Annotated in this window: 28 protein-coding genes and 1 other RNA gene; 9 read left to right on the top strand and 20 right to left on the bottom strand. The window is 55.2% G+C overall.

Annotated features, from left to right (window positions below; genetic code table 11):
* Positions 1-21 precede the first annotated feature (21 nt).
* Together DXX3274_RS04780 and DXX3274_RS04775 are read right to left on the bottom strand one after the other, a co-directional pair.
* Positions 22-894, bottom strand: a complete 873-nt coding sequence (locus DXX3274_RS04780) for a TonB family protein (protein WP_042858855.1) — start codon at positions 892-894, stop codon at positions 22-24.
* A 349-nt stretch (positions 895-1,243) separates the two neighbouring features.
* Positions 1,244-1,669 (bottom strand): GNAT family acetyltransferase, encoded by a 426-nt coding sequence (locus DXX3274_RS04775; RefSeq protein WP_042858853.1) that lies wholly within the window; start codon positions 1,667-1,669, stop codon positions 1,244-1,246.
* Between the two features lie 202 nt (positions 1,670-1,871).
* Between DXX3274_RS04775 and hemF the strand changes: the two genes are divergently transcribed.
* Positions 1,872-2,810 (top strand): oxygen-dependent coproporphyrinogen oxidase, encoded by a 939-nt coding sequence (gene hemF, locus DXX3274_RS04770; protein ID WP_042858852.1) that lies wholly within the window; start codon positions 1,872-1,874, stop codon positions 2,808-2,810.
* Positions 2,807-3,265: a YaiI/YqxD family protein gene (locus DXX3274_RS04765; protein ID WP_042858851.1), complete on the top strand. Its 459-nt coding sequence runs from the start codon at positions 2,807-2,809 to the stop codon at positions 3,263-3,265. The genes hemF and DXX3274_RS04765 overlap by 4 nt, the downstream gene beginning before the upstream one ends.
* 83 nt (positions 3,266-3,348) lie before the next feature.
* Here DXX3274_RS04765 and DXX3274_RS04760 read toward each other — a convergent pair whose 3' ends face one another.
* From DXX3274_RS04760 to maeB, 3 genes are all read right to left on the bottom strand, one after another.
* Entirely contained in the window at positions 3,349-3,675 is a 327-nt protein-coding gene (locus tag DXX3274_RS04760) for a hypothetical protein (protein ID WP_042858849.1), read from the bottom strand.
* Positions 3,676-3,702: 27 nt separating this feature from the next.
* Positions 3,703-4,140, bottom strand: coding sequence for a hypothetical protein (locus tag DXX3274_RS04755; RefSeq protein WP_042858848.1), 438 nt, complete (start codon positions 4,138-4,140; stop codon positions 3,703-3,705).
* A 190-nt stretch (positions 4,141-4,330) separates the two neighbouring features.
* Positions 4,331-6,610, bottom strand: a complete 2,280-nt coding sequence (gene maeB, locus DXX3274_RS04750) for an NADP-dependent oxaloacetate-decarboxylating malate dehydrogenase (protein ID WP_042858847.1) — start codon at positions 6,608-6,610, stop codon at positions 4,331-4,333.
* A 518-nt stretch (positions 6,611-7,128) separates the two neighbouring features.
* Between maeB and tal the strand changes: the two genes are divergently transcribed.
* Positions 7,129-8,079: a transaldolase gene (gene tal, locus DXX3274_RS04745; RefSeq protein ID WP_042858845.1), complete on the top strand. Its 951-nt coding sequence runs from the start codon at positions 7,129-7,131 to the stop codon at positions 8,077-8,079.
* A 66-nt stretch (positions 8,080-8,145) separates the two neighbouring features.
* Here tal and nudK read toward each other — a convergent pair whose 3' ends face one another.
* The 3 genes from nudK to grpE form a co-directional block, all read right to left on the bottom strand.
* Positions 8,146-8,730, bottom strand: a complete 585-nt coding sequence (gene nudK, locus DXX3274_RS04740) for a GDP-mannose pyrophosphatase NudK (RefSeq protein ID WP_042858843.1) — start codon at positions 8,728-8,730, stop codon at positions 8,146-8,148.
* Positions 8,731-8,887: 157 nt separating this feature from the next.
* Positions 8,888-10,123: an Nramp family divalent metal transporter gene (locus tag DXX3274_RS04735; RefSeq protein ID WP_050569810.1), complete on the bottom strand. Its 1,236-nt coding sequence runs from the start codon at positions 10,121-10,123 to the stop codon at positions 8,888-8,890.
* Between the two features lie 375 nt (positions 10,124-10,498).
* The gene (gene grpE / locus DXX3274_RS04730) at positions 10,499-11,086 is read right to left on the bottom strand and encodes a nucleotide exchange factor GrpE (RefSeq protein ID WP_038668880.1); all 588 of its coding nucleotides are present in this window, start codon (positions 11,084-11,086) and stop codon (positions 10,499-10,501) included.
* 153 nt (positions 11,087-11,239) lie between these two features.
* Here grpE and nadK point away from each other — a divergent pair, with 153 nt between their 5' ends.
* The 3 genes from nadK (at position 11,240) to bamE (ending at position 14,319) form a co-directional block, all read left to right on the top strand.
* Positions 11,240-12,118: an NAD(+) kinase gene (nadK, locus tag DXX3274_RS04725; protein ID WP_038917944.1), complete on the top strand. Its 879-nt coding sequence runs from the start codon at positions 11,240-11,242 to the stop codon at positions 12,116-12,118.
* A gap of 83 nt (positions 12,119-12,201) precedes the next feature.
* Entirely contained in the window at positions 12,202-13,863 is a 1,662-nt protein-coding gene (recN, locus tag DXX3274_RS04720; RefSeq protein WP_038661908.1) for a DNA repair protein RecN, read from the top strand.
* A gap of 111 nt (positions 13,864-13,974) precedes the next feature.
* A complete protein-coding gene (gene bamE / locus DXX3274_RS04715) occupies positions 13,975-14,319 on the top strand; it encodes an outer membrane protein assembly factor BamE (RefSeq protein WP_042858839.1) in 345 nt (114 codons plus the stop codon).
* Positions 14,320-14,375: 56 nt separating this feature from the next.
* Here the strand turns inward: bamE and DXX3274_RS04710 are convergent, their stop codons facing one another.
* Both DXX3274_RS04710 and DXX3274_RS04705 read right to left on the bottom strand, forming a co-directional pair.
* The gene (locus DXX3274_RS04710; protein ID WP_042858838.1) at positions 14,376-14,669 is read right to left on the bottom strand and encodes an RnfH family protein; all 294 of its coding nucleotides are present in this window, start codon (positions 14,667-14,669) and stop codon (positions 14,376-14,378) included.
* Positions 14,662-15,096 carry a type II toxin-antitoxin system RatA family toxin gene (locus DXX3274_RS04705; RefSeq protein ID WP_042858837.1) on the bottom strand — a complete coding sequence of 145 codons (435 nt, stop codon included), beginning with the start codon at positions 15,094-15,096 and terminating at the stop codon, positions 14,662-14,664. Before DXX3274_RS04705 ends, DXX3274_RS04710 begins: the two co-directional genes overlap by 8 nt.
* 155 nt (positions 15,097-15,251) lie before the next feature.
* Here DXX3274_RS04705 and smpB point away from each other — a divergent pair, with 155 nt between their 5' ends.
* The 3 genes from smpB to DXX3274_RS04695 all read left to right on the top strand — a co-directional run bounded on the left by smpB (position 15,252) and on the right by DXX3274_RS04695 (position 16,821).
* The gene (gene smpB / locus DXX3274_RS04700; protein ID WP_016942314.1) at positions 15,252-15,734 is read left to right on the top strand and encodes an SsrA-binding protein SmpB; all 483 of its coding nucleotides are present in this window, start codon (positions 15,252-15,254) and stop codon (positions 15,732-15,734) included.
* A gap of 46 nt (positions 15,735-15,780) precedes the next feature.
* Positions 15,781-16,161, top strand: a transfer-messenger RNA (tmRNA) gene (ssrA, locus tag DXX3274_RS22650).
* A 156-nt stretch (positions 16,162-16,317) separates the two neighbouring features.
* Positions 16,318-16,821: a membrane protein gene (locus DXX3274_RS04695; RefSeq protein WP_042858835.1), complete on the top strand. Its 504-nt coding sequence runs from the start codon at positions 16,318-16,320 to the stop codon at positions 16,819-16,821.
* A gap of 553 nt (positions 16,822-17,374) precedes the next feature.
* Here the strand turns inward: DXX3274_RS04695 and DXX3274_RS04690 are convergent.
* From DXX3274_RS04690 to DXX3274_RS24510, 10 genes are read right to left on the bottom strand one after another with little or no spacing between them, the layout of a single operon-like run.
* Complete coding sequence (locus DXX3274_RS04690; protein ID WP_042858833.1) at positions 17,375-19,027, bottom strand: hypothetical protein; 1,653 nt, start codon at positions 19,025-19,027, stop codon at positions 17,375-17,377.
* A gap of 3 nt (positions 19,028-19,030) precedes the next feature.
* Positions 19,031-19,558, bottom strand: coding sequence for a hypothetical protein (locus tag DXX3274_RS04685; protein ID WP_042858832.1), 528 nt, complete (start codon positions 19,556-19,558; stop codon positions 19,031-19,033).
* Positions 19,555-20,256, bottom strand: a complete 702-nt coding sequence (locus tag DXX3274_RS04680; RefSeq protein WP_238556084.1) for a hypothetical protein — start codon at positions 20,254-20,256, stop codon at positions 19,555-19,557. The genes DXX3274_RS04685 and DXX3274_RS04680 overlap by 4 nt, the downstream gene beginning before the upstream one ends.
* The gene (locus tag DXX3274_RS04675; RefSeq protein WP_042858831.1) at positions 20,253-20,873 is read right to left on the bottom strand and encodes a tail fiber assembly protein; all 621 of its coding nucleotides are present in this window, start codon (positions 20,871-20,873) and stop codon (positions 20,253-20,255) included. The genes DXX3274_RS04680 and DXX3274_RS04675 overlap by 4 nt, the downstream gene beginning before the upstream one ends.
* Complete coding sequence (locus DXX3274_RS04670; RefSeq protein ID WP_042858830.1) at positions 20,873-22,294, bottom strand: phage tail protein; 1,422 nt, start codon at positions 22,292-22,294, stop codon at positions 20,873-20,875. Before DXX3274_RS04670 ends, DXX3274_RS04675 begins: the two co-directional genes overlap by 1 nt.
* An 8-nt stretch (positions 22,295-22,302) precedes the next feature.
* Positions 22,303-22,935: a phage tail protein gene (locus DXX3274_RS04665; RefSeq protein ID WP_042858829.1), complete on the bottom strand. Its 633-nt coding sequence runs from the start codon at positions 22,933-22,935 to the stop codon at positions 22,303-22,305.
* Positions 22,928-24,112: a baseplate J/gp47 family protein gene (locus tag DXX3274_RS04660; protein WP_042858828.1), complete on the bottom strand. Its 1,185-nt coding sequence runs from the start codon at positions 24,110-24,112 to the stop codon at positions 22,928-22,930. Before DXX3274_RS04660 ends, DXX3274_RS04665 begins: the two co-directional genes overlap by 8 nt.
* Positions 24,109-24,438 carry a DUF2590 family protein gene (locus tag DXX3274_RS04655; RefSeq protein ID WP_042858826.1) on the bottom strand — a complete coding sequence of 110 codons (330 nt, stop codon included), beginning with the start codon at positions 24,436-24,438 and terminating at the stop codon, positions 24,109-24,111. The genes DXX3274_RS04660 and DXX3274_RS04655 overlap by 4 nt, the downstream gene beginning before the upstream one ends.
* Positions 24,438-26,402 carry a phage tail tape measure protein gene (locus tag DXX3274_RS04650; RefSeq protein ID WP_042858825.1) on the bottom strand — a complete coding sequence of 655 codons (1,965 nt, stop codon included), beginning with the start codon at positions 26,400-26,402 and terminating at the stop codon, positions 24,438-24,440. The genes DXX3274_RS04655 and DXX3274_RS04650 overlap by 1 nt, the downstream gene beginning before the upstream one ends.
* Entirely contained in the window at positions 26,399-26,539 is a 141-nt protein-coding gene (locus DXX3274_RS24510) for a hypothetical protein (protein ID WP_371206900.1), read from the bottom strand. The genes DXX3274_RS04650 and DXX3274_RS24510 overlap by 4 nt, the downstream gene beginning before the upstream one ends.
* Between the last annotated feature and the right edge of the window lie 15 nt (positions 26,540-26,554).

Below are 26,554 nucleotides of genomic sequence, written 5' to 3'. Positions count from 1 at the left end.
ATGATATTGAAAACAAAAAAATCAATTCTGAAGTTCGATATGGCCATTCAGCCGAAAAATGACGGATACCGTCTGGTCGGCAATCGGTGAACTGGTCTGATAACGCCAGCGCGCCATGTCTTTGATAACGTCGCTGCTAAACATCCCGTCGGGGTTCTCCGACAACACCCGAATATTGGTGACCGTGCCGCTGGCCGTGACGTCAAACCGCAGTCGTACCTGGCCTTCCACCCCCATCGAGCGCGCCCGCACGGGGTAATTCACCCGTCGCTGCAACGCCTTCAGCGTGCCGGTCTGACTATTGCCCGCGCCCTGACGAGCCTGCCCTTGCGTGCTCTCGCCCGCCGGTGCGGCCTGCCCGCCTGCCGACGCGCTGGCGGGCGCTGACGCCGTTGCGCGATTTCCCGGCTCAGCCGGACTCGCCGCATCCGCCACAGGCGTCGGCGTATCACGAGTTTCACTGCGTGGAGAGGCGGATGTTTTTTTGACGTCCGCTTTTTCTTTCGCCTGCACAGGATCTTTTGGCGGGCGCGAGGGTTCGCGGGTTTTCTCCGTCGGTTTTGGCGGGCGTGTCGTCACAGCGGAATCGGAAGACGCGGCCGTCACTACGGCGCGCTCATTAACCGGCAACGCCGGCATCACCGCCGGCGCCACGGCAACCGGCGTTGCTCTGGCGGCCGCAGTCAGTTCGTCGGCAGGCGAAGTTGCAGTGTTTGCGGAAAGCAGCCGTACTGCGTGGGCGGAAAACGACGTGACATGCATGCCCGTCACGCTTTCTCCGGCGCGCCCGGCCTGCAGCAGCAGCGGCTCGTGAGGCGCATACCCCCACAATAAGGCCCAGACCACCGACAGATGTACCCCAACGGACAACAGAAGAGAATGTGTAGCTTTCAACGTAATACCATGTTTTATTTATAGAAATAAGTATCAATTCATGGACAGGCAACAGCGGCGCCCCTGATTCCCCATCCCAAAAACAAGCAGAAACATCCCTTTATAGATAATGAGAATTATTTTACAAATGATACCTATTATCAATAAATTTTTACAGTGAGCAGTACAAACCTGACCTTTTGGACAGGCAAAAACCCCTAACGAGAAAATGGCGCGGATGCGCGAACAGAAACAGAAAGGAAAAATGCAGCCGTCAGGCTGGCGGGATATCGGTCGGCGTCAGACGGAGATAAGGCGGCTTCTCTCCGTCAACGACCGACGGCGCGCAAACGCGGCCAGATGGGAACGGTCAATACTCCTGATCTTCAATCAGGCGCTTGCCCAGCGTGATACTGTCGACCATGTCGTAATTCATCTTTTCATACATACTGATGACGGCCGTGTTGCTCTGCCGCACCATCAGGTGGATCTTCGGGCAACCACGCGCGATCAGTTTTTTCTCCAGACGGCTGATCAGCGCATTGGCGATGCCGCGGCCGCGGTAATCAGGATGCACCCCCAGATAGTAGGCCGAACCGCGGTGACCGTCATATCCGCCCATCAACGAGCCAACCACCTCGCCGCCCACTTCTGCTACCAGAAACAGGTCAGGATCATGGTTGAGCTTGCGCTCAATATCCATTTCCGGGTCATTCCAGGGGCGCAGCAAATCACAGCGTTCCCAAAGGGTAATCACTTCTTCAAAGTCATCTTGCCTGAATACGCGGATTTCCATCGCTGCTCGCCATCTAGAGTCAATAGGTGATACCCGATTATCCCGTGATTCACCGCAGACGCAACATCTTCGTCATACACTTTTCAGCAATGGCGTCGATTCACATCGACGGCATTTACCGGCGATGGGCGGCCTGCCGAATTTCGATATACTAAGGTTGGAATAAGCCCAACCGCCTTTCAACATCATCATAAGGGACACTATGAGCTCACCTGATATCGACGCGATCAAGCACTTTCTGCTCACGTTACAGGACAACCTGTGCCGGCAGTTTGAACTGACCGATGGCACCGCCACCTTTATTGAAGACGCCTGGCAACACGCTTCCGGCGGCGGCGGACGCAGCCGCGTTCTGCGTCAGGGGCGGGTATTCGAGCAGGCTGGAGTGAATTTCTCTCATGTTTCCGGCGCGTCGCTGCCGCCGTCGGCCAGCACCCACCGCCCCGAACTGGCCGGGCGCAGCTTTCAGGCGATGGGCGTTTCGCTGGTGATCCATCCGTTGAACCCGTATGTGCCGACCAGCCACGCCAACATACGCTTCTTCATCGCCGAAAAACCGGGCGAACCGGCGGTCTGGTGGTTTGGCGGCGGCTTTGATCTCACCCCGTATTACGGTTTCGAAGAAGACGCCGTTCACTGGCATCAGACCGCGTTCGACCTGTGCCAGCCGTTCGGCGACGACGTCTACCCGCGCTACAAACAATGGTGCGACGACTACTTCTTCCTCAAACACCGCAACGAAGCGCGCGGCGTCGGCGGCCTGTTCTTCGACGATCTCAACACGCCGGACTTCGACACCAGCTTTGCATTCATGCGCGCGGTGGGCGAAGGCTTCCGGCACGCCTATTTACCGATCGTCAATCGCCGCAAAGACATTCCGTGGGGCGAGCGGGAACGCCAGTTCCAGCTTTACCGCCGCGGGCGCTACGTGGAATTCAACCTGGTGTGGGACCGGGGCACGCTGTTCGGCCTGCAAAGCGGCGGGCGCACCGAGTCGATCCTGATGTCGATGCCGCCGCTGGTGCGCTGGGAATACCAGTATCAACCGGAGCCGGACAGCCCGGAGGCGGCGCTGTACCGCGACTTTCTGCCCGCCCGTGACTGGCTCGGCCTGAATACGCCGTCGGGAGCACGCGGATGACCGCTATCTGGGTGGACGCCGACGCCTGTCCCAACGTCATTAAAGACGTGCTCTATCGTGCCGCCGATCGCACCGCAACCCGCCTGACGCTGGTCGCCAACCAGCCGCTCAAAACGCCGCCTTCGCCGCACATCCACAGCCTGCGCGTCGCCGCCGGGTTCGATGTAGCGGATAACGAAATCGTGCGCCGCGTCCAGCCGGGCGATTTGGTGATCACCGCGGATATCCCGCTGGCGGCCGAAGTGCTGGCAAAACACGCGGTCGCGCTCAACCCGCGCGGCGAACGCTACACCCCGGATACCATCCGCGAGCGGCTGACGATGCGGGATTTCATGGATACGCTGCGCGCCAGCGGGGTACAAACCGGCGGCCCGGCGGCATTAAGCCAACGCGACCGCCAGCAGTTCGCTAACGAATTGGAGAAGTGGCTATGCCAAAAGAAAAAGACTCAATAAGATAATAATATACTGATGTATATTATGAATTCCGAAAACAGTAGTTTACTCGACTTATAAAAGGTCGAGTGAATTAATTGTTTTCACAAGAACACCTTAAATAAAGTAGACACAACGATACTAATCAATCCATTTATAAATTTATCACAACTAATTTGTGCAAGCCCAGCCTGCTTGAGAGCTTTCAGTTGAGCCAAATCCATTTTCCCTTTAATAAGCCACTTTAGTTCATCTTCTGATAGTTTCCCATCACTTACTTGCTGCGACCAAGTCATCAGGTCTGCTTTTAACCTATCAAAAAAATCATTACCATCATTTACTGCCTGACTCTCATATTCCTGCCAACTGCCCTTAGCATAATTAATCAACTCACTCCCCAAAACATTAATAAATTCATCGAATTTAGACATAATCACTACCCTCCAATTATCTTCGGTTTACGGTTTACGCTTACCACTTTCCAGTTCAATAACTGTATCAAGCCCGTCAGATACTATGCCTTTGGCTTCATTGATGAAGGTAGCAGACAATACTTTCCGGGACTCCCAGAACTTAAGGAACCCCCCCAAAGAATTACGATTTGGATCTTTGATAATCGCCCATTGTTTAGATACTATCTGATTATCAGGCAACCCTTTTGAGTATTCATAGGCCTTTTCAATATTTAGTTTAAGTAGCTTAACACCCTCTTTATTACTGTCAAATGGCTCAACAGCTTTATCCATTAAAGTTAGTGCTTCAACCTTTATATTTACAGATTGTTCATAAGCTCGTTGATTAAACGGAGAAATAGTTGCACATCCGCTAAGTAGAAAGCAAGTCAATATTCCCCATGTAAACTTTTTACACCAAGATGCAACTGATACAGCCGGCATAATAACCCCCCACGAGAATAATTAAGATGACATATAAAGGCAGAGAAAAAAATTTAAATAAATAATTTTATAAAACGTAAAAAGGTTAATTGGCAGAGTTTTTCCTGCCAATTAATTTAAGTATATCGGTGAATATCGGGAAGGCAAATTTTCGCATAAAATTTAGCCTTCCCTTAACAACCATACAGGATTACAGCGGCGCGGTCTGTGCTTCCACTACCGCCAGCGCCACCATGTTGACGATACGACGCACGGAGGCGATCGGCGTCAGGATGTGCACCGGCTTGGCAACGCCCATCAGTACCGGCCCGACGGTCACGCCTTCGGAAGAAGAGACGCGCAGCAGGTTATAGCTGATGCGGGCGGCTTCCATGTTCGGCATGATCAGGATGTTGGCCGCGCCTTTCAACGGGCTGTTCGGCATCTGCTCACGACGAATAGCTTCCACCAACGCGGCGTCGCCGTGCATTTCGCCGTCAATTTGCAGCTCTGGCGCCATCTTGTTCACCAGTGCCAGCGTGGCGCGCATTTTCTTCGCCGTCGGCGAATCGGAGGTGCCGAAGCTGGAATGCGACAGCAACGCCACTTTCGGCTCAATGCCGAAACGACGCACGGTGCTGGCCGCCATCAGGGTGATTTCCGCCAGCTGTTCCGGGGTCGGATCCGGGTTGACGTAGGTGTCGGCGATAAAGGTGTTGCCGCTCGGCAGCAGCAGCGCGTTCATCGCCCCCGCCACATGCACGCCGTCACGGTAGCCGAACACCTTCTCCACCACGTTGAAGTGCTCTTCATAGTTACCGACCGTACCGCAGATCATCGCATCCGCTTCACCACGGTGAACCATGATGGAGCCGATCAGCGTCGGGTTGCCGCGCATATCGCGTTGCGCCTGCTCCTGAGACACGCCGCGGCGTTTCATCATCTCGAAATATTCGGTCCAGTAGGCTTTGAAACGCGGATCGGACTCGTTGTTCACCACCTCGAAGTCCTTGCCGATAGCGATCTGCAAGCCCAGTTTCTGGATGCGTTTTTCGATCACGCCCGGACGACCGATCAACACCGGGAACGCCAGCCCCAGCGACACCAGTTCCTGTGTGGCGTGCAGCACACGCGGGTCTTCCCCTTCCGCCAGCACCACGCGTTTCGGCTGGGTACGGGCCTGAGAGAAGATAGGCTTCATGAACAGGTTGGTTTTGTAGACGAACTGCGTCAGTTTTTCGATGTAATCGTCGAAGTTTTCAATCGGACGGGTCGCCACGCCGGACTCCATCGCCGCTTTCGCTACCGCCGGCGCGATCTTGATGATCAGGCGGGGATCGAACGGTTTGGGAATCAGGTATTCCGGCCCAAAAGACAGATCCTGATCGCCATAGGCGGACGCCACGACTTCGCTCTGCTCCGCCAGCGCCAGATCGGCAATGGCGTGCACGCAGGCCAGCTTCATCTCTTCGTTGATGGTAGTCGCGCCCACATCCAGCGCGCCGCGGAAGATGAACGGGAAACACAATACGTTGTTGACCTGGTTCGGGTAGTCGGAACGACCGGTGCACACGATGGCGTCTGGGCGCACGGCTTTCACCAGCGGCGGCAGAATTTCCGGCTCCGGGTTAGCCAGCGCCATGATCAGCGGGCGCGGCGCCATGGTTTTCACCATGTCCTGCGTCAGCACGCCCGGACCGGAACAGCCGAGGAAAATGTCCGCGTTCGGGATGACGTCGGCCAGCGAACGGCTGCCGTTATCGTCAATGGCATACGCCGCTTTGGTTTCCGCCATGTTGGCTTCGCGGCCTTTGTAGATTACGCCGCGGGAATCGCACACCACGATGTTTTCATGTTTCAGACCCAGCGCCACCAGCAGGTTCAGGCAAGCGATGGATGCCGCGCCCGCGCCGGATACCACCAGCCGGACGTCGGAAATCTGTTTTTCCACCACGCGCAGGCCGTTAAGCACCGCCGCGGTACAGATAATGGCGGTACCGTGCTGGTCGTCGTGGAATACCGGAATCTTCATGCGCTCACGCAGCTTCTGCTCGATGTAGAAGCACTCCGGCGCCTTGATATCTTCCAGGTTGATGCCGCCGAAGGTGGGTTCCAGCGCGGCGATCACGTCGATCAGCTTGTCCGGATCCTGTTCGTCCACTTCGATATCAAACACATCGACGCCGGAAAACTTCTTGAACAGCACCCCTTTGCCTTCCATTACCGGCTTGCCGGCCAGCGCGCCGATGTTGCCCAGGCCCAGTACCGCGGTACCGTTGGAGATCACCGCCACCAGATTGCCGCGCGCGGTATATTTGTAAGCCGCCAGCGGATCTTCAGCGATTTCCAGACAAGGCGCAGCAACGCCCGGGGAATAGGCCAGCGCCAGATCGCGCTGCGTGGCCAGCGGTTTGGTCGGGGAAACCTGAATTTTTCCCGGCACCGGATATTGATGGAAGTCCAGTGCGCTTTGCTTCAGTTGTTCATCCATAGTTTATTACCTTGTCTTATCGCTTTGTTAGTAGGGTGGCGAGTCACCCAGTGTACCGTGTCTGTGATTTTCGAAACCATGAAGCATTACAAAATCCACGCCGGAATACCGCTTAATATAGTTAATTAATGAGAGTGAAAATCACTCACCATAACGACTATTTCCCCGGCCAAACATGACCAAATACCGATGATATCGCTACCAACGCTCCCCTTGTCACAAGCAAGCCGACACGAATTGACTATGCTTAGAGCCTATCCCAATAGGCGTAATTGGCGCAGCCAGTTTGGACTCGGGCAGCGCGGAGAAGCCGGAGCGTACAGGTAGTACGTGAGGATTTCGAGCACTGCCCAGGTCCAAAATGGCAAGTGAAATAGCCCTATTGGGATAGGCTCTTAGCCTGTGTTACGACATGGGGGATCAACCTGCCGATGACTGCAATCAGAAAAAACGCATGTCATTCCGTCACGGAATCCTGCAGGGTGATTCCGCCAATTTTCTCTTCAGGGAGCCAAGCCATGAACCAACTAGACGCATTGAAACAATTCACCGTGGTAGTGGCAGATAGCGGCGATATCGAATCTATTCGCCACTTTTCACCGCAGGACGCCACCACCAACCCATCCTTGATTCTCAAAGCCGCCGGCCTACCCGTTTATCAGCCGCTGTTTGCCGATGCGCTGGCTTACGCCCGCCAGCAGGGCGGATCGATAGAAACCCTGCTCATCAACGCCGGCGACCGTCTGGCGGTCAACATCGGCGCCGAGGTGCTGAAAAGTATTCCCGGGCGGATCTCCACCGAAGTGGATGCCCGCTTGTCGTTTGATCGCGGTATGTGTGTGGCTAAAGCGCGCAAACTGGTGACGATGTACGAGGAAAAGGACGTACATCGTTCACGTATTCTGATCAAGCTGGCGGCTACCTGGGAAGGGATCCGCGCCGCCGAAGAGTTGGAAAAGGAGGGGATCAACTGCAATCTGACGCTGTTGTTTTCGTTTGCACAAGCCCGTGCCTGTGCGGAAGCCGGCGTCTATCTGATTTCGCCGTTTGTCGGCCGCATTTACGACTGGTATCAGGCCAGACAACCCTCCGCCGACTACGATGCCGAGCAGGATCCGGGCGTACTGTCGGTGCGGCGTATTTACGAGTACTACAAACAGCATCGCTATCGCACCATCGTGATGGGCGCCAGCTTCCGCAAGGTGGAACAGATTCTGGCGCTGGCCGGGTGCGATCGCCTGACCATTGCCCCGCCGTTACTGGAACAGCTGAAAAACAGCACCGCACCGGTGGAACGCATTCTCAGCCCGTCAACCGAAGGCTTCCATCAGCCGGCGCCGCTGTCGGAAACCGAATTCCGCTGGCAGCATAATCAGGATCCGATGGCGGTGGAGAAACTGTCCGAAGGCATCCGCCTGTTTGCCGCCGACCAGCAGAAGCTGGAAGATTTGCTAGCCGCCCGGTTGTAAACAGGGTTCCGCCGCAAACAACAAGGGGCCTGCCGGCCCCTTGTCATCTACCGTTTTCGAATGCCGTTAGCGCACGTTGCCGAACCAGCCGTTAATCTGCGCGTGCTGCAATAGCATGATGGTTTTACCATCACGGATACGACTGTCCTTAATCATCGCCAGCGCTTCGTTAAACGGCAATTCCAGCACTTCGATATCCTCATCATCCACACCGCCGCCGTTCGTTTTACGCTGTGAGTCGTCATATTCCGCAGCGAAGAAATGCACCAGCTCGGTGATGCCGCCCGGCGACATGTAGGCTTCAAACAACTTTTCCACTTCGCCTATCTGGTAACCGGTTTCTTCGATCGCCTCATTTCGGATGCACTGCTCCGGCGACTGATCGTCCAGCAAACCGGCGCATGCTTCCAGCAGCATCCCACTCTCATTGCCATTCAGGTAAGTCGGCATCCTGAACTGCCTCGTCAGCACGACCGTCCCCCGGACACGGTTGTAAAGCAGGATGGCGGCGCCGTTGCCGCGGTCATACACTTCCCGCATCTGGCGCACCAGGCCGCCATTCTTACGTTTCAAATCGAACACATATTTATGCAGCACAAACCAGTGATCGGATAACAGTTGCTTATCAAGAATAGTAATGGGCGACGACATCATTGAATCTCTGTATCAAAAAATCAGTCCCAGATAATAGGACGGAGCCTGCCGGAATGCACGCGATCGTAAGACGAAAGCAGAAAAGTCGGAAGCGGAAAAAACAAACGCCTCCGCCCATAACCGGCGGAGGCGTCGCAAAGAACAGGCGAGCGCGTTAACCCAGCAGCGTATCCAGCACCAGATACAGGTTGAGCGCAATCACCATACAGACGATCACCTTGCCAAGGTTCTGTACCCGGCGGCTGTTCACCAGGCACCCCATCAGTTCGCGGTTACCGGTAAAAACCAACAGCGGAATCAACGCCAGCGCAATACCGAAACTCAACAGCACCTGGCTTAACACCAGCACCCGGGTCGGGTTCATGCCGGACAGAATCACGATAAAAGACGGCAGCATGGTTACCACGCGGCGAACCCACAGCGGAATATGAAAGCGCACAAACCCTTGCATCACCACCTGACCGGCCAGCGTCCCTACCACGGTAGACGACAGCCCCGCCACCACCAGACTCAGGCCGAAAATAGTCGCCGCAGCCTGCCCCAGTAACGGTTTCAGCGTCAGATACGCCTGATCCAGTTCGGCAATCGAGGTGTTGCCGCTGAAGTGAAACGCCGCCGCCGCCGTCGCCATCATCGCCAGATTCACAAACCCGGCGATGGTCATCGCCACCGCGACATCCACCTTGGTGGCGGAATAACGTTCGGCGCGGGTTATGTTGCTTTGTTGCTGCGTCAGCGACGAATGCAGGTAAATCACGTGCGGCATAATGGTCGCGCCCAGCACGCCGGCGGCCAGCAGCACCGCGTCGGAATTGGGCAGGCTCGGCACCGCCATGCCTTTCGCCAGCGACGACAGTTCCGGGCGAGAGAAAATCAGTTCGACGATATAGGCCGCCGCCACAAACAGCAGCAGCCCGCCGATCACCATCTCCAGCGGTTTTTGCCCGCGTTGCTGCAGCGTCAGGATCAGGAAAGTGGCAATCCCGGTGAGGATCGCGCCTTCCAGCAGCGACACGCCAAGCAATAACTTAAAACCGATCGCCGCACCGATGAACTCCGCCAGATCGGTCGCCATGGCGATGATTTCGGCTTGCACCCAGTAGGCCCAGACAGCGGGTTTCGGGAAACGATCGCGAATATGCTCCGCCAGATTCTTGCCGGTGGCGATCCCCAGTTTGGCGGAGAGCAATTGAATCAACATCGCCATCAGGTTGGCCCACACCACCACCCACAACAGCTGATATCCATAGGCTGCGCCCGACTGAATATTGGTGGCGAAATTACCGGGATCGATATAACCGATCGCCGCGATAAAAGCCGGCCCCATCAGTGAAAGCTTGAGCTTCCTCGACGTACGGCTGACTGACTCCACTACACGACTCCCCGGCATATGAGTAACCCTTCTGACACTATTGTTTTATTACTCTCGCAAAGTTGATAATGATTATCAAGTGCATTTAGAATGGCAGTGATGATTGCTCTGATAGGTTATGATAATGATGCATTCACCCGACAAACGACACACGTTTTAATACGTAAAGATTAACAAAATATAAACAAAAAAACGATCGGTACAGCATCACGCGACTAAACACTTTCCATGCGATAACGACAGGAAAAACGGTGTAAGCAACAGGGAAATGCTTTCGTTAAGTCAGCGGGGAAAAACGGCAAGGGGAATAAAGGAAGGAAAAAGCCGACAAGACCACATTCACGATCCGGGAAGAAGCCCGCTGGCCGCTCCCCGGAGAAAGCCGGAAAACGATTATTCTTTGGCTTTGGACACCGCGACCATCGCCGGGCGCAGCAAACGACCGTTCAGGGTATAACCCTTCTGCATCACCATCATGACATGGTTCGGCGCGTGATCGGCTGATTCCAGCAGGGTCATGGCCTGATGAATTTCCGGATTAAACGGCACGTTCACTTCCGCCACCACGTCGATGCCGAACTTATTCACGGCGGAAAGCATCGCTTTCAGCGTCAGTTCGACCCCTTCAATCATGCCCGACAGCGCTTCATTGGATTTGTCCGCCATCTCCAGCGCACGTTCAAGGTTGTCGATCACCGGCAGCATTTCGCCCGCAAATTTTTCCAGAGCGAATTTATGCGCTTTTTCCACATCCAGCTCGGCACGACGGCGAATGTTCTCCATTTCGGCGCGGGCGCGCAACGCGCTTTCACGCTCACGCTGCTGAGCATCGTTCAGTTGCGCTTCCAGTTCTGCGATACGCTCATCACGGGGGTCAGCGACATCTGTCGTCTCTGGTACGGCATCCGCTTGCTGACCTTCCGCTGCTTCCTTTTGATCCAAGACTTGCTCGTCAGGCGACTTCTGTTCTTTACTACTCATGAAATTCTCCGCGTTTTTCGCATTCATCTCGCTAGTTCGCTTATTATGGGGATCAAAACCGGGGTTTCAAGGGAACCACTCACATATTGTTGGTCCGGCTATCGGTCCAAAAACCGTGAGCCTCCGGTGCTCTCATGAGGATAAGGCACCCAAATGAACAGATCGTTTAACTGCATTGGCATTGTCGGTCATCCACGTCATCCAAATGCCTTGACCACCCACGAAATGCTGTATCACTGGCTACGCGCACAGGGTTACCGCGTGGTGATCGAACAACAGATCGCCCGCGAGTTGCAGCTAACGGACGCCGCCACCGGCAGCCTGTCGGAAATCGGTCAGCAGGCGGACCTGGCGGTGGTGGTCGGCGGCGACGGCAACATGCTGGGCGCGGCGCGGGTGCTGTCGCGCTACGATATCAACGTCATTGGCGTCAACCGCGGCAATCTCGGCTTCCTGACCGATCTCGATCCGGATCATACCCAGCAACAGCTAAGCGAAGTGCTGGCCGGGCGTTACATCCGCGAACAGCGTTTTATGCTGGAGGCGCAGGTGTGCCGCGCCAACCACCCCAACAGCAGCAGCACCGCCATCAACGAGGTGGTGCTGCATCCGGGTAAAGTGGCGCACATGATTGAATTTGAAGTCTATATTGACGATAAGTTTGCGTTTTCCCAGCGTTCCGACGGCCTGATCATCTCTACGCCTACCGGCTCCACCGCCTATTCGCTATCCGGCGGCGGCCCGATCCTGACTCCGTCGCTGGATGCGATCGCGCTGGTGCCGATGTTCCCGCACACCTTGTCGGCGCGGCCGCTGGTGATCAACAGCAGCAGCTCTATCCGGCTGAAGTTTTCCCACATCACCCAGGACCTGGAAATCAGTTGCGACAGCCAGATTTCGCTGCCGGTGCAGGAAGGCGAAGAAGTGCTGATCCAACGCAGCCAGTATCACCTGAATCTGATTCATCCGGAAAATTACAGTTATTTCAATACATTGAGTAGCAAGCTTGGCTGGTCGAAAAAATTATTCTGAAAGTGGCGCTGGCTACTTTACTGTACAAAAAACCAGTCTATACTGTACGTAATAACAGTTGTTGTTACATACAGGACACTATCATGCTGGCGCAACTCACAATCAGTAACTTCGCCATTGTGCGCGAACTGGAAATTGATTTTCAGGCAGGGATGAGCGTCATTACCGGCGAGACCGGGGCGGGAAAATCCATTGCTATTGACGCCCTCGGCCTCTGTCTCGGCAACCGTTCCGACGCCAGCATGGTTCGACCCGGCGCCAGCCGTGCCGACATCTGTGCCCGCTTCTCGCTGGCGGATACCCCGGCCGCGCTGCGCTGGCTTGAACACAACCAGCTTGACGACAACAACGAATGCCTGTTGCGCCGGGTCATTAGCGCCGACGGCCGCTCCCGCGCCTTCATCAACGGTACGGCGGTGCCGCTGTCGCAACTGCGCGAACTGGGTCAGCATCTGATTCAGCTTCATGGGCAGCACGCCCACCAGTTGCTGCTAAAACCGGAACATCAGCGCCACCTGCTGGATGCCTATGCCGATGAATCACAACTGCTCAGCGCCATGCGCCAAATCTGGCAGCAGTGGCATCAAAGCTGCCGCGAGCTGGCGCAGCACCAGCAAGCAACCATTGAGCGGGAAGCACGCCGGGAATTACTGCAATATCAGCTCAAAGAGCTGAACGAGTTTGCTCCCCAGTCAGGCGAGTACGAACAGATCGATGTCGAATACAAGCGGCTCGCCAACAGCGGACAACTGATGTCCCTCAGCCAGCAGACGTTGCAGATCCTCAGCGAAAGCGAAGACCAGAATCTGCTTAGCATGCTGCATAGCGCCAGGCACCAGCTGTCGGAACTGGTGAGCATGGATGACAAACTCTCCGGGGTATTTTCCATGCTGGAAGAAGCCAGTATTCACATCAGCGAAGCCAGCGATGAACTGCGCCATTACTGCGATCGTATGGATATGGACCCGATTCGTCTGTACGAACTGGAACAACGACTGTCGCGCCAGCTGACGCTGGCGCGCAAGCATCACGTAACGCCGGAAGAGTTACCCGCATTCCATCAGCAGTTATTGCAGGAACAACAATTGCTGGAACAGCAGGAAAGCGATCACGAAACCCTGAATCGCGCGGTGCAAGAGTTCCACCAGCAAGCCCTACATGTGGCCGAACAACTTCATGCCCGACGCTGTCAGCACGCCAGCGAACTGGCGGAATTGATCACCACCAATATGCATGAGCTGGCAATGCCGCACGGTCATTTCACGATTAATGTGACCTTCACCCCAGACTCACTGGCCGCCAACGGCGCCGACCACATCGAGTTCTGCGTCACCACCAACCCCGGCCAGCCGCATCAGCCGCTGATCAAAGTGGCTTCGGGCGGCGAGTTATCGCGTATCGCGCTCATCATCCAGGTCATTACCGCCCGCAAGATGGATACCCCGGCTCTGATTTTCGACGAAGTGGATGTCGGTATCAGCGGCCCGACCGCGGCGATTGTCGGCAAGATGCTGCGCCAGCTTGGACAATCCACTCAGGTAATGTGCGTCACCCATCTGCCGCAGGTAGCAGGATGCGGTCATCACCACTACTTCGTCAGCAAACACACTGACGGCGCAGCGACCGAAACGCTGATGCAGCCACTGGGTAAACGCGAACGTCTGCAGGAACTGGCGCGCCTGCTCGGCGGTTCCGCCGTCACCAAAAACACGCTGGCGAACGCCAGAGAATTGCTGGCGGCATAGTGAGGATCAACTTTTTCGAATTCCCGCGGTCTTACAGACGTCTTGCAGGTTTTCAAGTCAGGCAAGGTCTATTATCATCTGCAACCTATGCCCTTAAGGAATGTAATCACTATGCGCTGTAAAACGCTGACTGTCGTCGCCGCGGTGGTTGTTGTTATGTTGACTGCCGGTTGTTCCACGCTGGAACGTATAGTCTATCGGCCTGACATCAATCAGGGGAACTATCTGGCACCCGCTGACGTTGCCAAAATCCGTAACGGAATGACCAAACAGCAGGTCATCTACACGCTGGGCACCCCCATGCTGCAGGATCCGTTTGGATCAGACACCTGGTACTACGTCTTCCGTCAGCAACCGGGTCACGAAGCCGTGAAACAGCAAACGCTGACTCTGACCTTCAACAGTCAGGGCGAGCTGGCTCATGTGGACAACAAACCCACGTTGCAGGCGCAGTAAGTGAACAGGCCCGGCGAGGCTAACACTCGCTGGCTGGCCCCAAAAAATAAGGCACGTTACCGTGCCTTATTTTTTGAACGTTCCGCGCGCTGACGACGCAACTCTTTAGGGTCTGCCAGCAACGGCCGGTAAATTTCCACCCGATCGCCATCGTTGAGAACATCGGTCAGTTTCGCCGGGCGGCTAAAAATGCCGATTTTATTGACGCCAAGGTCGATATCCGGGCGTAGGGCCAGCAGGCCGGATGCCTGAATAGCCTGCTCCGCCGTGCTCCCCTCTTCCAGCGTCAACGGTCGCAAGTACTGGCGTTCCGGCAGCGCATAAACCACTTCGACACGAATTTCAGACACAATAAACCTCTTTGGCGCGCAGGGTGAACGCCTGCACCATATTGTTGGCCAATTCTTTGAAAATCTTGCCAAATGCCATTTCAATCAACACATTCTTGAATTCAAAATCCAGATTCAGCTCGACCTTACAAGCATCATCGCTCAGCGGCGTAAAACGCCAGTCGCCGGTCAACTGACGGAACGGACCGTCCACCAGCTGCATTAAAATACATTGGTTATCAATAAGCGTATTGCGGGTGGTAAACGTCTTGCTGATACCGGCTTTCGACACATCAACCGCCGCCGTCATTTCACTCCCGGAGGAAGACAGGACCCGGCTACCAGTGCATCCAGGCAGAAAGGCCGGGTAAGACGAGACATCATTCACTAATTTATACATCTGCTCGGCACTGAACGGGACCAGCGCAGACCGGCTGATTTTAGGCATACAATTTTCCGTGATTCATAAAACGCGCAAAATAATACCATCGATGAGCGGTCAGACAAAAATTCTGCGAGGGGCATCGCACCCGTTCACAAAGAACGGCATGAATCCCGGCGAGGGATTTCATTCACGACGACAACCAGTATAATGACGGCACTATGACAAAGAAAAAAGCACATAAGCCCGGTTCTGCCACCATTGCGCTCAACAAGCGCGCCCGCCATGAATACTTCATAGAAGAAGAGATTGAAGCGGGATTGGCACTTCAGGGGTGGGAAGTCAAATCACTGCGCGCAGGCAAAGCCAATATCAGCGACAGCTATGTGTTGATGCGTGATGGCGAAGCTTACCTTTTCGGCGCCACATTCACTCCACTGCACGGCGCATCCAGCCACGTGGTTTGCGATCCGACGCGTACCCGCAAACTGCTGCTGAACCAGCGCGAGCTGGATTCGCTGTACGGCCGTGTCAATCGCGAAGGCTATACGGTAGTGGCGTTGTCGCTGTACTGGAAAAACGCCTGGTGCAAGGTCAAGATTGGCGTAGCCAAGGGTAAGAAAGAACACGACAAACGTGACGATATCAAAGAGCGCGAATGGAAGCTGGACAAAGCGCGCATCATGAAAAATGCCGCTCGCTAACGGTAGATTAGCGAGTCATCTTTCTGTTATAATAGTGAAATATCTTGGGGCTGATTCTGGATTCGACGGGATTCGCGAAACCCAAGGTGCATGCCGAGGGGCGGTTGGCCTCGTAAAAAGCCGCAAAAAAATAGTCGCAAACGACGAAAACTACGCACCTGCTGCTATCGCAGCTTAATCAGCCTAAGAAACTGAAGGTGTCCTCTCTCCCTAGCCTCCGCTCTTAGGACGGGGATCAAGAGAGGTCAAACCCAAAAGAGATCGCGTGGATGCCCTGCCTGGGGTTGAAGCGTTAAATCCAATCAGGCTAGTTTGTTAGTGGCGTGTCTGTCCGCAGCTGGCAAGCGAATGTAAAGACCAGACTAAGCATGTAGTACCGACGGTGTAGGAATTTCGGACGGGGGTTCAACTCCCCCCAGCTCCACCAATTAAATCAAGGGGTTACGTGAAAACGGAACCCCTTTTTTATTACCTGTGGCGACAAAATGGCGACAGGCTTTCATCATACGCGCGGCCTTCTCTGTAGTTTCCCCTATTGCTTGTCATATTATTTAGCTTCTTTGAATCAAATAGGACTTGGTTTATGGCTTTAACAAAATGCAAAGAATGTAAGAAAGAAGTATCAACCTCTGCAAAAGTTTGCCCACACTGCGGCGTTAAGAATCCCGGTACTACAGCAGGTCAGGCAATCGGTGGTTTTGTAGTTCTGGTGTTACTGGTTTGGGGCGCTATAAAAATCTTTGGCGGAAGTGATGACAAGCCCGCCGCAAAAGCCGACACCCCAAAGAATTGCGCAGCAAATGACGGTCAATGCTTGTTTGATAAAAACTGGATTGAAGCAGCATCACGCTGCCGTCCTCTGATAGAAAAGTCATCCAAGTATGATTTCGAGTGGACTGACGGCATGATGACCCCCATGTTTTCACATTTCCGCCTGAACGAAGCCAAAAAACAAATGACGTTCATCGGTGACAAAGTGAAATTTACCAACGGTTTCAATGCAAAAATCACGATGACATACAACTGCACCTATGACCTTCAAGGTAAGAGCATCGTCGATTTTGGGATTACCGAAGGCAAGCTTTAAGCACCTCGCCCCGCCCTGGCGGGGTTCACCGCTTTTCAGTTCCTGCAAACAGCCTCACCACACCAAAACCCGCATCATTGCTGCAAACCGCCCCACCCGAGGTAACACCTTCTATGCATTCAGGGATCCATCCCAAACAACAAAATCCATATAAAATCCTTTTATTTCTGATATTTAAAATTTCATAGCGATCAAGTCGGGATCCAAAAAACTGAAAAACGCTGAAATTCCTTTCGCTGTTTTCAGTGGGCATTCTTCCGCAAAAGCCCAGCGGCGGCGCGGGCTGGCGTTGGGTTTTGTAGAAAAATAAAACTGAAAAATCTTTGTGACTCCGAAAACCGCAGGCGGGTGCGGTGTAGTGCCGATTTTGTCTCTGTGAGCGTTCATTTTGTCGGTGCGCTGGCTGCGTCAGCGGGGTACAGGCAGCGGCGCAATGGGTTGGCATGGCGGGGCGAGGTGACCGGGAAAGGGCGTGGCATAGCGGCCCGCTGAGTGCGTCATACGAGGGGCGTAAAAAAGCCCGCACGCGGCGGGCTGGGTAGGCGGGGATCGATCACCCGATTATCGGGCTGTACTTGTCTTTAAGTGTGCCGGTGCGGCGGCCGGTCTGCTGTATCTCGCCCGCATTTAACGGGGTGCCGGTGTTAGGGTGCGTGTGGCTGGCCGTCTGCGTCGCCAGTTCCTGAATCACGTCCAGGGTGTCCAGCATCAGCGTCATGACGTTGACCTGCTGGCTACCGACCCACACCACCGGTGCCATCAGTTCCTGACGCGCACCGGCAATGCTACGGCGCAGTTGCCCTATTTTCTCGGTCAGCGACTGTCCTATCTCTACCGTCGCTGACTGGCCCACACTGGCCGTATAACCGGCCTGCGTAGCCAGGCTGTAATCCCCCTGGGCGATTTGCACGATGGCCCCGGCCTGGAGTGTGTGGGTACCCAGCACCGTGGCACTATCCGTCGCTTTAATCAGGGTTTCTCTGGTAACCAGCGTGCGCCGTTCTTCATCGGCGCTCACCTCCCGGTGCATTGACGATTCCCTGATGGCCTGATCCGTCTTCCGCTCCCAATCCCCGGCGACCGTCACACGCTGCGAAACCTCCGCCCGCTGTTGCTGTAACTGCTCCCCCGGCTTGATATCAGGCAATGACTGACCACTGGCCACGGTCTGACGTACAAACGGTTTATCCGGCCGGCCGCCGGTAAACCCGACCTCGACCAGCGTACCCGGCGGCGGAAACTGGAATAGCCCGGCCTCACTCCCGGCCATAGGTACCGGTAGCGGTACTGCCGGATACACCGGCGTATCTTTCGCCGGTTTACCGTCTGCATCCAGTAATTGCAGGTCAACCGCATAACGGGGCCGGAAAGGGTCGGCGATATTACCGCTGCTGACCGCTTCTGATGGCGCTTCCACGCGGGCAAACTTCGGCAGGTGCAATCCGGCCGACAGTTCAGGATAAACGGTATCGATCTGACGCTGGGCCGGGGTTCGCTGCGCCGCCTTGCCGGTGACAGTGCTCACCGGCACCCACTCTATCGTCATGCTTTCGTTGAGCAACTGCACGCGGGAAAGGCGCTGCTGGTTAACCACCGCGCCGGGCCTGACGGACTGTATCAACGGCAACGTCATACTATTACCGGCGGCCTGCGCCTGGCTGAACTCCGCCGGGATGATGACCGGCGCACCAGCCAGCAGGGAATCGGCCCAACTGCCGAGATATAACGCACCATCCGGTAACGGTTGCCAGACATAATCATCAATCCCAAACGCCGCCCCGATGTTGGCCAGCAACTGATGACCGCTGCCGCTATGGGTAAAATGCGGAATTGGCTGGCTGACATACCCGGCATCAGGCAGATGCACCGTTAACCCACTGTGCTCACTCAGCCAGTCCGCCAGTTGCCGGAGCGTCGGATGCTGAAACGAACACGGCCACATCCGGTCAAATACGCCCGCCAGTTCGCGCACAAACAAGCGTTGATAGCCATTTTCGGCGGGTTGGCTCCGTTCGACGTAACCGGTAAACCAGCGCAACACCAGATCGGTATAGCCCACATCCAGCCTGACCAGTTTGCCGGTATAATCCTGCTCAGTCTCAACCGTGATAAACCCACGGCCACAGGCGTTTAACTCCAGTACCACATTGGCGTCCACAACATGTACCGCATCGCCAGATAACATCAGTCGCGTAATCGGTCGCATTGCTTACCCCAGTGCGTCATTGACCGGTTTCAGCACTTTGCGCTCAAACCAGCTTAATTTTTCATCACCCTCACCGGCAGCACTCCCCTGCCCCGGTGCCTGCTTCTTCGTTTCTGTTTGATTGCCTGCGCGGGCGTCCCGCTTTTCCGATACACTGATATGTTCGCGCAACGTAAACGTCACCAGCCAGGCTTGTTTGCTATCCTGTTTTGGGGCGTCAATCGACCCGGTAAAGGTGGCCAGCCGGAAGTTGATCGCCTGTGCGGTAGGGTTGGCTACCCGATAGCGTTTCAGCTTGCTGCCCTCTTTGGCTTCCGCCAGGGTAAACAGCCGGGTTAACACCTTCGCCTCAGTAAACGGGATCACGCCAGACACGCGCAGCTCTTTAGGCTTGATACCCTGCTCAGCGTTAGCCGTGCTGGACGTTTGCCCTGACTGGTCTTTTTCTTCGAATTGCATTGAGGGCGTGACGGTCAGGCCACGCAGGGGGATAGCTTCGCCATCAAGGGCGAGTGTGATTATCTGGCTCACGGATCATGCTCTCCAACGCATCCAGCTCTTTCCCTGTAAACATCATGGCCGCAGTATAAATCGCGGATGGCTTGGGGATTATTTTTCAGCATCTCCGCCGCTATCACACCCGGTGCGCCCTGGCCGGTAAAGACCCACGCCAGCGCGCTGCACTGGGCCATCTGCTGCATGGCCTGACTGATTTCCGATAAAGCGGCATCGCGCTGGGATGTAAAGCGCTCAGCCATCCCTTTCAGCGCATTCAGCCCCATCGGTACGGTGGCCTGCTGCTGCGCCGCCGCCATACGCTGGGCGTTCAACGCCTGACGGCAGCGTGCCACCGACAGCGACGCGGCGGCGGGCAACGTGCGGCTTTTGGCCGGGATTTGCATTTTCACTGTAGCCAGCTCCGCCATAGCCCGCGCCTGTCGGGCAACCTGGCTCAATGCCGGGGCCGGGAAAACCACCGTTAGTGCATCCAGCGCTTGCAGGAATTCCCCCAGCCCACTCCCGCAGACCATCCACACGCACACGGTCAGATTATCCGCCGCAGTGCCTAGCCGTTCAGCCAGGTAAGCCACCGCATTGGCCGGACTTAAATAATGGCCGTTATCGGTCACGTTACCCACGCCATAGATCCACGGATGAACCGGCAACACCGAACAGGTCACCGGTGGCGGTGAGGATGCGATACGAATATCAGCTTGCCGCCACGTCATACCGCCGGAGCCTCCGGCCAGACGATATCCGGGGCAGTATTCAGATCCACCCGGTTTAACAGCACGCGATACTCTTTCCATTTACCCAGCAACGCCTTTTCTTCCTCGGTTGCCAGTTCCATGTCCACCGCATCGCTTAACGCCTGAATGCGGGTATTGGCCGTAGTAAACCGCTCGTTCAGTTCCTGCATTGCGCTATTCACATACGCCTGATGCTGTGCATCCGTATCCGTCACCCATTTTTTGCCATTCCAGATATCAAATTCCGAAACGGGCGCTAACAGCGTTAGCGTTTCCGGCAACTGGCCAGGCACGGTGATTTCAGTACTGAGGCGGGTTTGCGTATCATAGGCCACCCTGCCGCGATAATCCGGTACACTCATCCACGAAAGCCCATCGGCAGCACGGCATAACGCCTTTCCTTCTGGCGGTAACTCGGGTGCATCACTATAGCTGTCAGCCGGAATGCCTACCCCGGCCATCAAATATTCATAGCTGGCCCCGCGATATTCCCGCGTTTTGGCATCAACATGAAAGACGGTGATCCACCCCGCCATCATAGCGTGACCGTCTTTATCTAACGTCGTTTCTTTAACATTCACTGAATAATTCGCCATCAGGCAGCCCTCACGATGTAGTTGAATGCAACGTTGCGGGGCCGGGTTTCTTTACTCCCTTCTGCTGTTCCGCCGCTGCTGATTTCATTTGAATACCCGACTGTTGGCGTTGACGTATATTGTGACAACAAGCCGATCCCGGTATTCATACCGGTTTGCAGAGGATTGCTGTTCACCATTGTGCCAACATGCTTATGGTCTTGAACGGTTTGGGTCTGTGCAGACAATAAACTGCGCCCGGCATCAACTCCTCGTCCATCATCCCAACCCCGGATAAATTCACCGCGCAGATCAGGTAAAAAACCCGACGGGTAACGCCCGGCTAATAGGGGATACATCGATTTATTGAAGGATTGCCCATTACATTTCAGCCACCCGTCAGGGGCTGTTGCACCGGGATAAGGCAAGGGGATACCTACCAGTTCATTTTCTAATTGGGTGATACGAAGCGTTTGTCTGGCTGTGTCGGTATCCATTACCGCAAGCTGACCCAACCCTAAATTTTTTCGGCTGGCTTCTTTATCACGTAATGCGGCCAGATTATCGTCCTTACGAAGATAGAGGGTCTGCGCATTCTGTTCTGCCAGGCCTCCTTGTTTACGCCAGTCGGTAATATTGCCGTTTTCATCAATATCCGCGACAGGAAGCAAATAGTGCTGAACACCATCACGTATTTCATGATCTGCCGAGTTGGCAACAACGATCTGGCTATCAACCGCCCATGCCTGTGTGAATTCACCACGCCAGCACACATCCAGAAAGACACGAGTCGGCAAGGCATCCACCGTAATTTTTAGATCACTCGACAGCCAAGCACGCAGCCCAGCGGCATACGCCACTCCGGCTTTTACAACATACGCATTGCCATCTTTGACAACCTGATACGCATTACCAAAAAACGCGGATGAACCATACCTATCCATATTTTCAATGCGGATACGCTCATCAATCCCTGCCAGACGGGCCGAAAAATCAATCTGCCAGGTATCGGCTGTCACGTTGATTTGCGTAGCAGCGGCCGCGCCATCAAATTGCATCATGAGATTACGGGTCAGGCTGTTGCCCTGCTGGCCGTTTCGGGTCGCCAGTTTCTGCTGGGTGCGTACATGCACAATCATCAAAACGGTATTCGTTTTGCTGTCCAGCAGGCCAATCCAGTTGTAATCCCAATCCCCCACGGTGGTATCCAGCACCACCGAATAAACCACCGCGTTTTCATTCAGGACACCGGCCTGGGTAATGGCGGCGGTATGCTGAATCTGATCGGCAGGCGGTAGCCCTTCATTTCGGTCTACCGGCACCGATTCATCCTGACCCGGAACCCGTGCAAAAACGACCTGATCGGGCCGGGCTGCCGTGCCGTCTAAAACCCGCTGAACATTCCACGTTTCAAACGCATGGGTAATCACACTCTGCGCCATAATCCCTCTTACACGTTGGCTGAATAATATTCTGTCGAAGCGGATGTGCGCACAGTGTGCAACGCAACACGCGCCGTTACCGTTCCGGCCGGCATCAAGCTGACTGCGTGGTAGTATTCTGCGTTGTGCTCAAACTCCCCACTCTGGACTGACTGGGTTTCCCCATTCCAGAGGTCAAACGCATAGCGGCGACAGGTGCGGCCGTACTGCCTGACCAGGCTCATCATCAGGGCGTTATAACCGCTTAACTGCTCATCGTTGATACGTACCAGGATCACATCCCAGTCATACCCCGGTTGACGCTCGGCTAGGGTGACAGCACCAATGCCCAGCCGCTCAAAAATGGCGATAAACCCCGCGACGCTCCCCGAGTCCTGCGCATTCACAAAGGCGTACTTCACCCGGCGACGGAAAAGCGTTAGCGCTTCCCCTTTCAGCCGCGAAATGTCGCGCTGATATGCCAGCACGTTCAGCAGCGGCTCTGCGCAGGTATCGACGTCCAATTGTTGCAACGGCCAGCGCAACCAGTCATGCACCTGCAACCAATAGGCTTTGCTGGCATTCAGCAAGGCGGCAGGTTCGCCCTTATCCATCCATGACGGCAGCCGCAGACCCGCCAGTTGCTCCTTAAAATCAGGCATCGGCTATCACCACCGACAGCGAGGCCAAACGCGGCACATTAAGCCCACTGACAATATCGCCCAGGGAAAAATCCAGTGACGCGATCAGCGGAAACGCATCGTGTAATTCCTGTGCCAGCGTGGAAAAGGAGAAACGCGACCAGGGCCACGTCTTTGCCACGTCATACCCGGTGTTTTCCCGAAAGGCACAGCGGACTAAATCCTGGCACCCGCTACGCAACGCGGCTAACGCCTCATCTGTCACGTTCACCAGATTGCGCACATAAACCGTCACGGTTAACTCATGCTGTGTTTCCGGCAATGCCATACAGCGCAAATCATCGCCGTGGCCGTGGTGCCCCTGTGCCGTGATGTAATCATTCACCGCATCGATAAAGGGCTGCGACACCACCCCCGAATCCAGCAACAGATAAGCATTGGCGGTACCCGGCCCACGCGGGGCGTCATGCTGAAAGAAAATCCGATCGATGCTTAATCCGGCCACCGCTGCAATCATGCTGCGATACACCGCGTCGGTGTGGTAATTCCCCACCAGATTGAACTGATTGCGGCAGCGCTCACGCAGGTCATCATCTGATTCCTCATCTGCGCCGGGCGTCAGCAGCCAATCGTCTTGATTCTCCACCCGTTCAATACCGACTACCCCCACCGGCAAAATCCGGTAATAACCGGGGGCCAGATTGAATGCCCCACCGTCTGCCGTGGCGGTCACTGGGACGTCAGCACTGGCCAGACCGGCGGCAATCACGGTATCCACCGATACCGCCACACTGAAAACCGTGCCGTTAATGCGTTCGGTCTGAATAAGCGTACCCGCCGGGATCACCACCGCCTGCGCAGCATCCGACTTATAGAAACGGATAACGCCCGCTGCCGCCGTGGCTGCCTTGCGCGACAGATTGACACCCCAGGCAAACAGATTGAGGAATGAGCCGGACGCCGTAGCCAGATACATATTGGCCAGCACCACGCTGATCAAAACGTCTTTCAGCCAGATAACCGGCGTTGTCACCATGACCGAAATCAGCCGCCAGAACGGCGACATCCGCGATGTATTAGTGACCAGACCGGATGCCGTCACTTGTGCCTGAAACTGCTCCGTTACCGTCTCGGCCGTCACCGGCATCCCGGCCTCTTTCAGCACCTGCTCATAATCAATTTTTGGCTTTTCCGTCATACGTCCACCCTGGCCGTGATCGGCCCGAAATCATAGGTTTCCGCCGTCACCCACAGCCGGGTCGGGCTTTCTTCGCTGATCACCACCGTGCCGGGGATAATCCGTTCATCGTCTTCCACCAGAATAATCATTTGCGTCAGCACATCGGCCCGCAGCGTCGGGCTGCGCTCGGCTACCAGTTTGGTGGTCAGCCCGCTTTCAATAATGGCGTGAATGCAATCCTGACCAATACTGATCCGGTTATTGCAAAATATCGGCTCACGCCCTGCATTCAGGCTGAAATCGCGCTCTGTAATTAACAGGTCAATATATTTCACGTCATCCATTACCGCAGTGCTTCCCATTCCGTTAATTGTTCCGGGGTAAATCCTTTATTGGCATAAATCGTCAGGTTTTCGACTTTCCGGCTGTTGTCGGTATAATTCTTCGCATTGCTGTTACTGATATCCCGTTGCAATCCGCCCGAATCAATCCCCTTTATTTTCCCACCCGTTAATAAACCCTCACCGCCCGGTCGGGGTGTGGATTCAGGCATGGCAATATTGATCCCCGGAATTGCATTTAGCTTTCCAATAATCCAGCGGTAAGAGGCATTGAACGACGCTAGAATACCGTCCCACAATCCGGAAAATAACTTCCCGACTCCATCAACCATGTTTCCCATCGTCTCGGATAGGGAGAAATTACCAATCGCATTGACAACAACATTCCAGCCATCAACAATGGCCTGCCACGCCTGACCAAATATCTCCGCAACCCACTGCACTTTTTCCGCGACGGTTTTCCACATGTCGGTCTGAGTGATGGCGTTCTTTATGCCATCCCAATGCCGGATCAGCAGATAGCACCCGGCGACCAGCAAGGCGACGGCACCGATAATCAGTAACACCGGCCACAGCGCGATATTAAACGCCACGCCGGTTAACAGGCTGGCCATGCGAACGGCCAGCAGTACACCGCGCAAAATACGCATCGTCGCCGCCCACGCCAGCACGGCCTTGTTATACAGCCAGATAACACCGACATGAATTTTCATGATGGCGGTTAGCCCTTTCCATAACCCTTTCAGGCCACCGAGCACAAACACAGAAACACCCATCACGATATTGGCGATAGCCCCTGCACCGGCCAGACTGAGTACCGCCAGTACGCAATAACCAATGACCCGCGTGATATTCGGGAACATATTCAGCCACCTGACCAGTACCTGCCCGCCGTCCGCCATCTTGTTGATCAGCGGGTACAACACCGGCAGCAACGTGGCCCCCATCGCGGCGCGAATGGCGTACCAGATAGCGGTCAGCCGTTCCCAGGGGCTGGACATCTTCTGCGCCATTTCCGTGGCCCGCTTCATACCGTCATTACTGCCCAGTTCGGTGATATGCCGCTGCAAGACGCCGACATTGCCATATAACTGCTTAATGACCGCCGCACTGTCACCAAAGGCATCATCCAGATCAGACTGGGCTTTCAGGTTGCCCTCAATGCTCGCCCCGTACTTCCCGCGCAATTTCTCCAGCATCGCCGGCATGGTCAGTAACTTGCCGTTGGAATCTTCAAACGACAGCCCCAGTTTTTTGGCACCCTTGACCGCCCCGGACAAAAAGCCTTCATACGCGCTGGAGGCTTCCGTACCTAATGTGCGTTGTAGCTCGCCCATCACGGCCAACTGCTCATCCATACCAATGCCATAGTTGGTACCGACCCCGCGCGCGCCTTCCATCAGGTCTTTAATCGCCCCCAGCTCAACACCGAAGGCATTACGCATATAGGCGGCCTTGCCGGCCAGTTGCTCCGCAAACTGCACATTACCCATTGATTCAGCATCAGAGCGAAAGTTGGCAAACATCTGCCCCATGAATTCGGACGATTCGTCCGCCGTGGCTTTCAGCGCTGCCGCCATCACATTGGATGCCCTGACCACCCCCGGCAAATCCTCTTTGGTCAGGGTGCCGACCGCCGCATTAATCCGGGCGGTCGATTGCACATACTCCAGCGCCGAACGCCCGTACTGGGTGCTGAATTTCAGCGCGTTGGCATTAATCTTCTGTAACGCCGAATCATCGACGCCACGCGCTGACGCTTCGACCATTGCGCCGTGCATCTCAACCGCCGGGCCAAGCGCCCCCTGGATAGACATAGCGGTACCAATAAGACCGGCACCGCCAACCGCGATTTTAGAAAAGGCGTCCCGCGACGATTTCGCAAAGCCGGTGACCGCCGCCTGCGCCTGTTTTACCGGGCGGGTCAGCTTATCAATCAGGCTTAATGTAAAATCGAGTTGCTTCATGAATCGCCTTTTAATGCCAGCGCAATCCCGTTCGCCACGGAAATACGCATATTTTCCCAGTGTGTATTTGCCAGCCAGACGGCGCGGGCCAGATTATCGGCGTCATCATTTTCAGCCGGTAAATAATGCCGCCGCAGGGTTAATGCCTGTTC

It is taken from the genome of Dickeya sp. NCPPB 3274 (assembly GCF_000406205.1).
Lineage (GTDB): Bacteria > Pseudomonadota > Gammaproteobacteria > Enterobacterales > Enterobacteriaceae > Dickeya > Dickeya fangzhongdai.
The sequence above is the reverse complement of the archived record's forward strand: the minus strand, read 5'-3'. Positions and strand labels throughout refer to the sequence as shown.

Coding starts and splice junctions, on each gene's coding strand:
- DXX3274_RS04775 (WP_042858853.1), bottom strand. CDS start 1,669: ATGGAAATCCGCGTATTCAGGCAAGATGACTTTGAAGAAGTGATTACC.
- hemF (WP_042858852.1), top strand. CDS start 1,872: ATGAGCTCACCTGATATCGACGCGATCAAGCACTTTCTGCTCACGTTA.
- DXX3274_RS04765 (WP_042858851.1), top strand. CDS start 2,807: ATGACCGCTATCTGGGTGGACGCCGACGCCTGTCCCAACGTCATTAAA.
- DXX3274_RS04760 (WP_042858849.1), bottom strand. CDS start 3,675: ATGTCTAAATTCGATGAATTTATTAATGTTTTGGGGAGTGAGTTGATT.
- DXX3274_RS04755 (WP_042858848.1), bottom strand. CDS start 4,140: ATGCCGGCTGTATCAGTTGCATCTTGGTGTAAAAAGTTTACATGGGGA.
- maeB (WP_042858847.1), bottom strand. CDS start 6,610: ATGGATGAACAACTGAAGCAAAGCGCACTGGACTTCCATCAATATCCG.
- tal (WP_042858845.1), top strand. CDS start 7,129: ATGAACCAACTAGACGCATTGAAACAATTCACCGTGGTAGTGGCAGAT.
- nudK (WP_042858843.1), bottom strand. CDS start 8,730: ATGTCGTCGCCCATTACTATTCTTGATAAGCAACTGTTATCCGATCAC.
- DXX3274_RS04735 (WP_050569810.1), bottom strand. CDS start 10,123: ATGCCGGGGAGTCGTGTAGTGGAGTCAGTCAGCCGTACGTCGAGGAAG.
- grpE (WP_038668880.1), bottom strand. CDS start 11,086: ATGAGTAGTAAAGAACAGAAGTCGCCTGACGAGCAAGTCTTGGATCAA.
- nadK (WP_038917944.1), top strand. CDS start 11,240: ATGAACAGATCGTTTAACTGCATTGGCATTGTCGGTCATCCACGTCAT.
- recN (WP_038661908.1), top strand. CDS start 12,202: ATGCTGGCGCAACTCACAATCAGTAACTTCGCCATTGTGCGCGAACTG.
- bamE (WP_042858839.1), top strand. CDS start 13,975: ATGCGCTGTAAAACGCTGACTGTCGTCGCCGCGGTGGTTGTTGTTATG.
- DXX3274_RS04705 (WP_042858837.1), bottom strand. CDS start 15,096: ATGCCTAAAATCAGCCGGTCTGCGCTGGTCCCGTTCAGTGCCGAGCAG.
- smpB (WP_016942314.1), top strand. CDS start 15,252: ATGACAAAGAAAAAAGCACATAAGCCCGGTTCTGCCACCATTGCGCTC.
- DXX3274_RS04695 (WP_042858835.1), top strand. CDS start 16,318: ATGGCTTTAACAAAATGCAAAGAATGTAAGAAAGAAGTATCAACCTCT.
- DXX3274_RS04690 (WP_042858833.1), bottom strand. CDS start 19,027: ATGCGACCGATTACGCGACTGATGTTATCTGGCGATGCGGTACATGTT.
- DXX3274_RS04680 (WP_238556084.1), bottom strand. CDS start 20,256: ATGACGTGGCGGCAAGCTGATATTCGTATCGCATCCTCACCGCCACCG.
- DXX3274_RS04675 (WP_042858831.1), bottom strand. CDS start 20,873: ATGGCGAATTATTCAGTGAATGTTAAAGAAACGACGTTAGATAAAGAC.
- DXX3274_RS04670 (WP_042858830.1), bottom strand. CDS start 22,294: ATGGCGCAGAGTGTGATTACCCATGCGTTTGAAACGTGGAATGTTCAG.
- DXX3274_RS04665 (WP_042858829.1), bottom strand. CDS start 22,935: ATGCCTGATTTTAAGGAGCAACTGGCGGGTCTGCGGCTGCCGTCATGG.
- DXX3274_RS04660 (WP_042858828.1), bottom strand. CDS start 24,112: ATGACGGAAAAGCCAAAAATTGATTATGAGCAGGTGCTGAAAGAGGCC.
- DXX3274_RS04655 (WP_042858826.1), bottom strand. CDS start 24,438: ATGGATGACGTGAAATATATTGACCTGTTAATTACAGAGCGCGATTTC.
- DXX3274_RS04650 (WP_042858825.1), bottom strand. CDS start 26,402: ATGAAGCAACTCGATTTTACATTAAGCCTGATTGATAAGCTGACCCGC.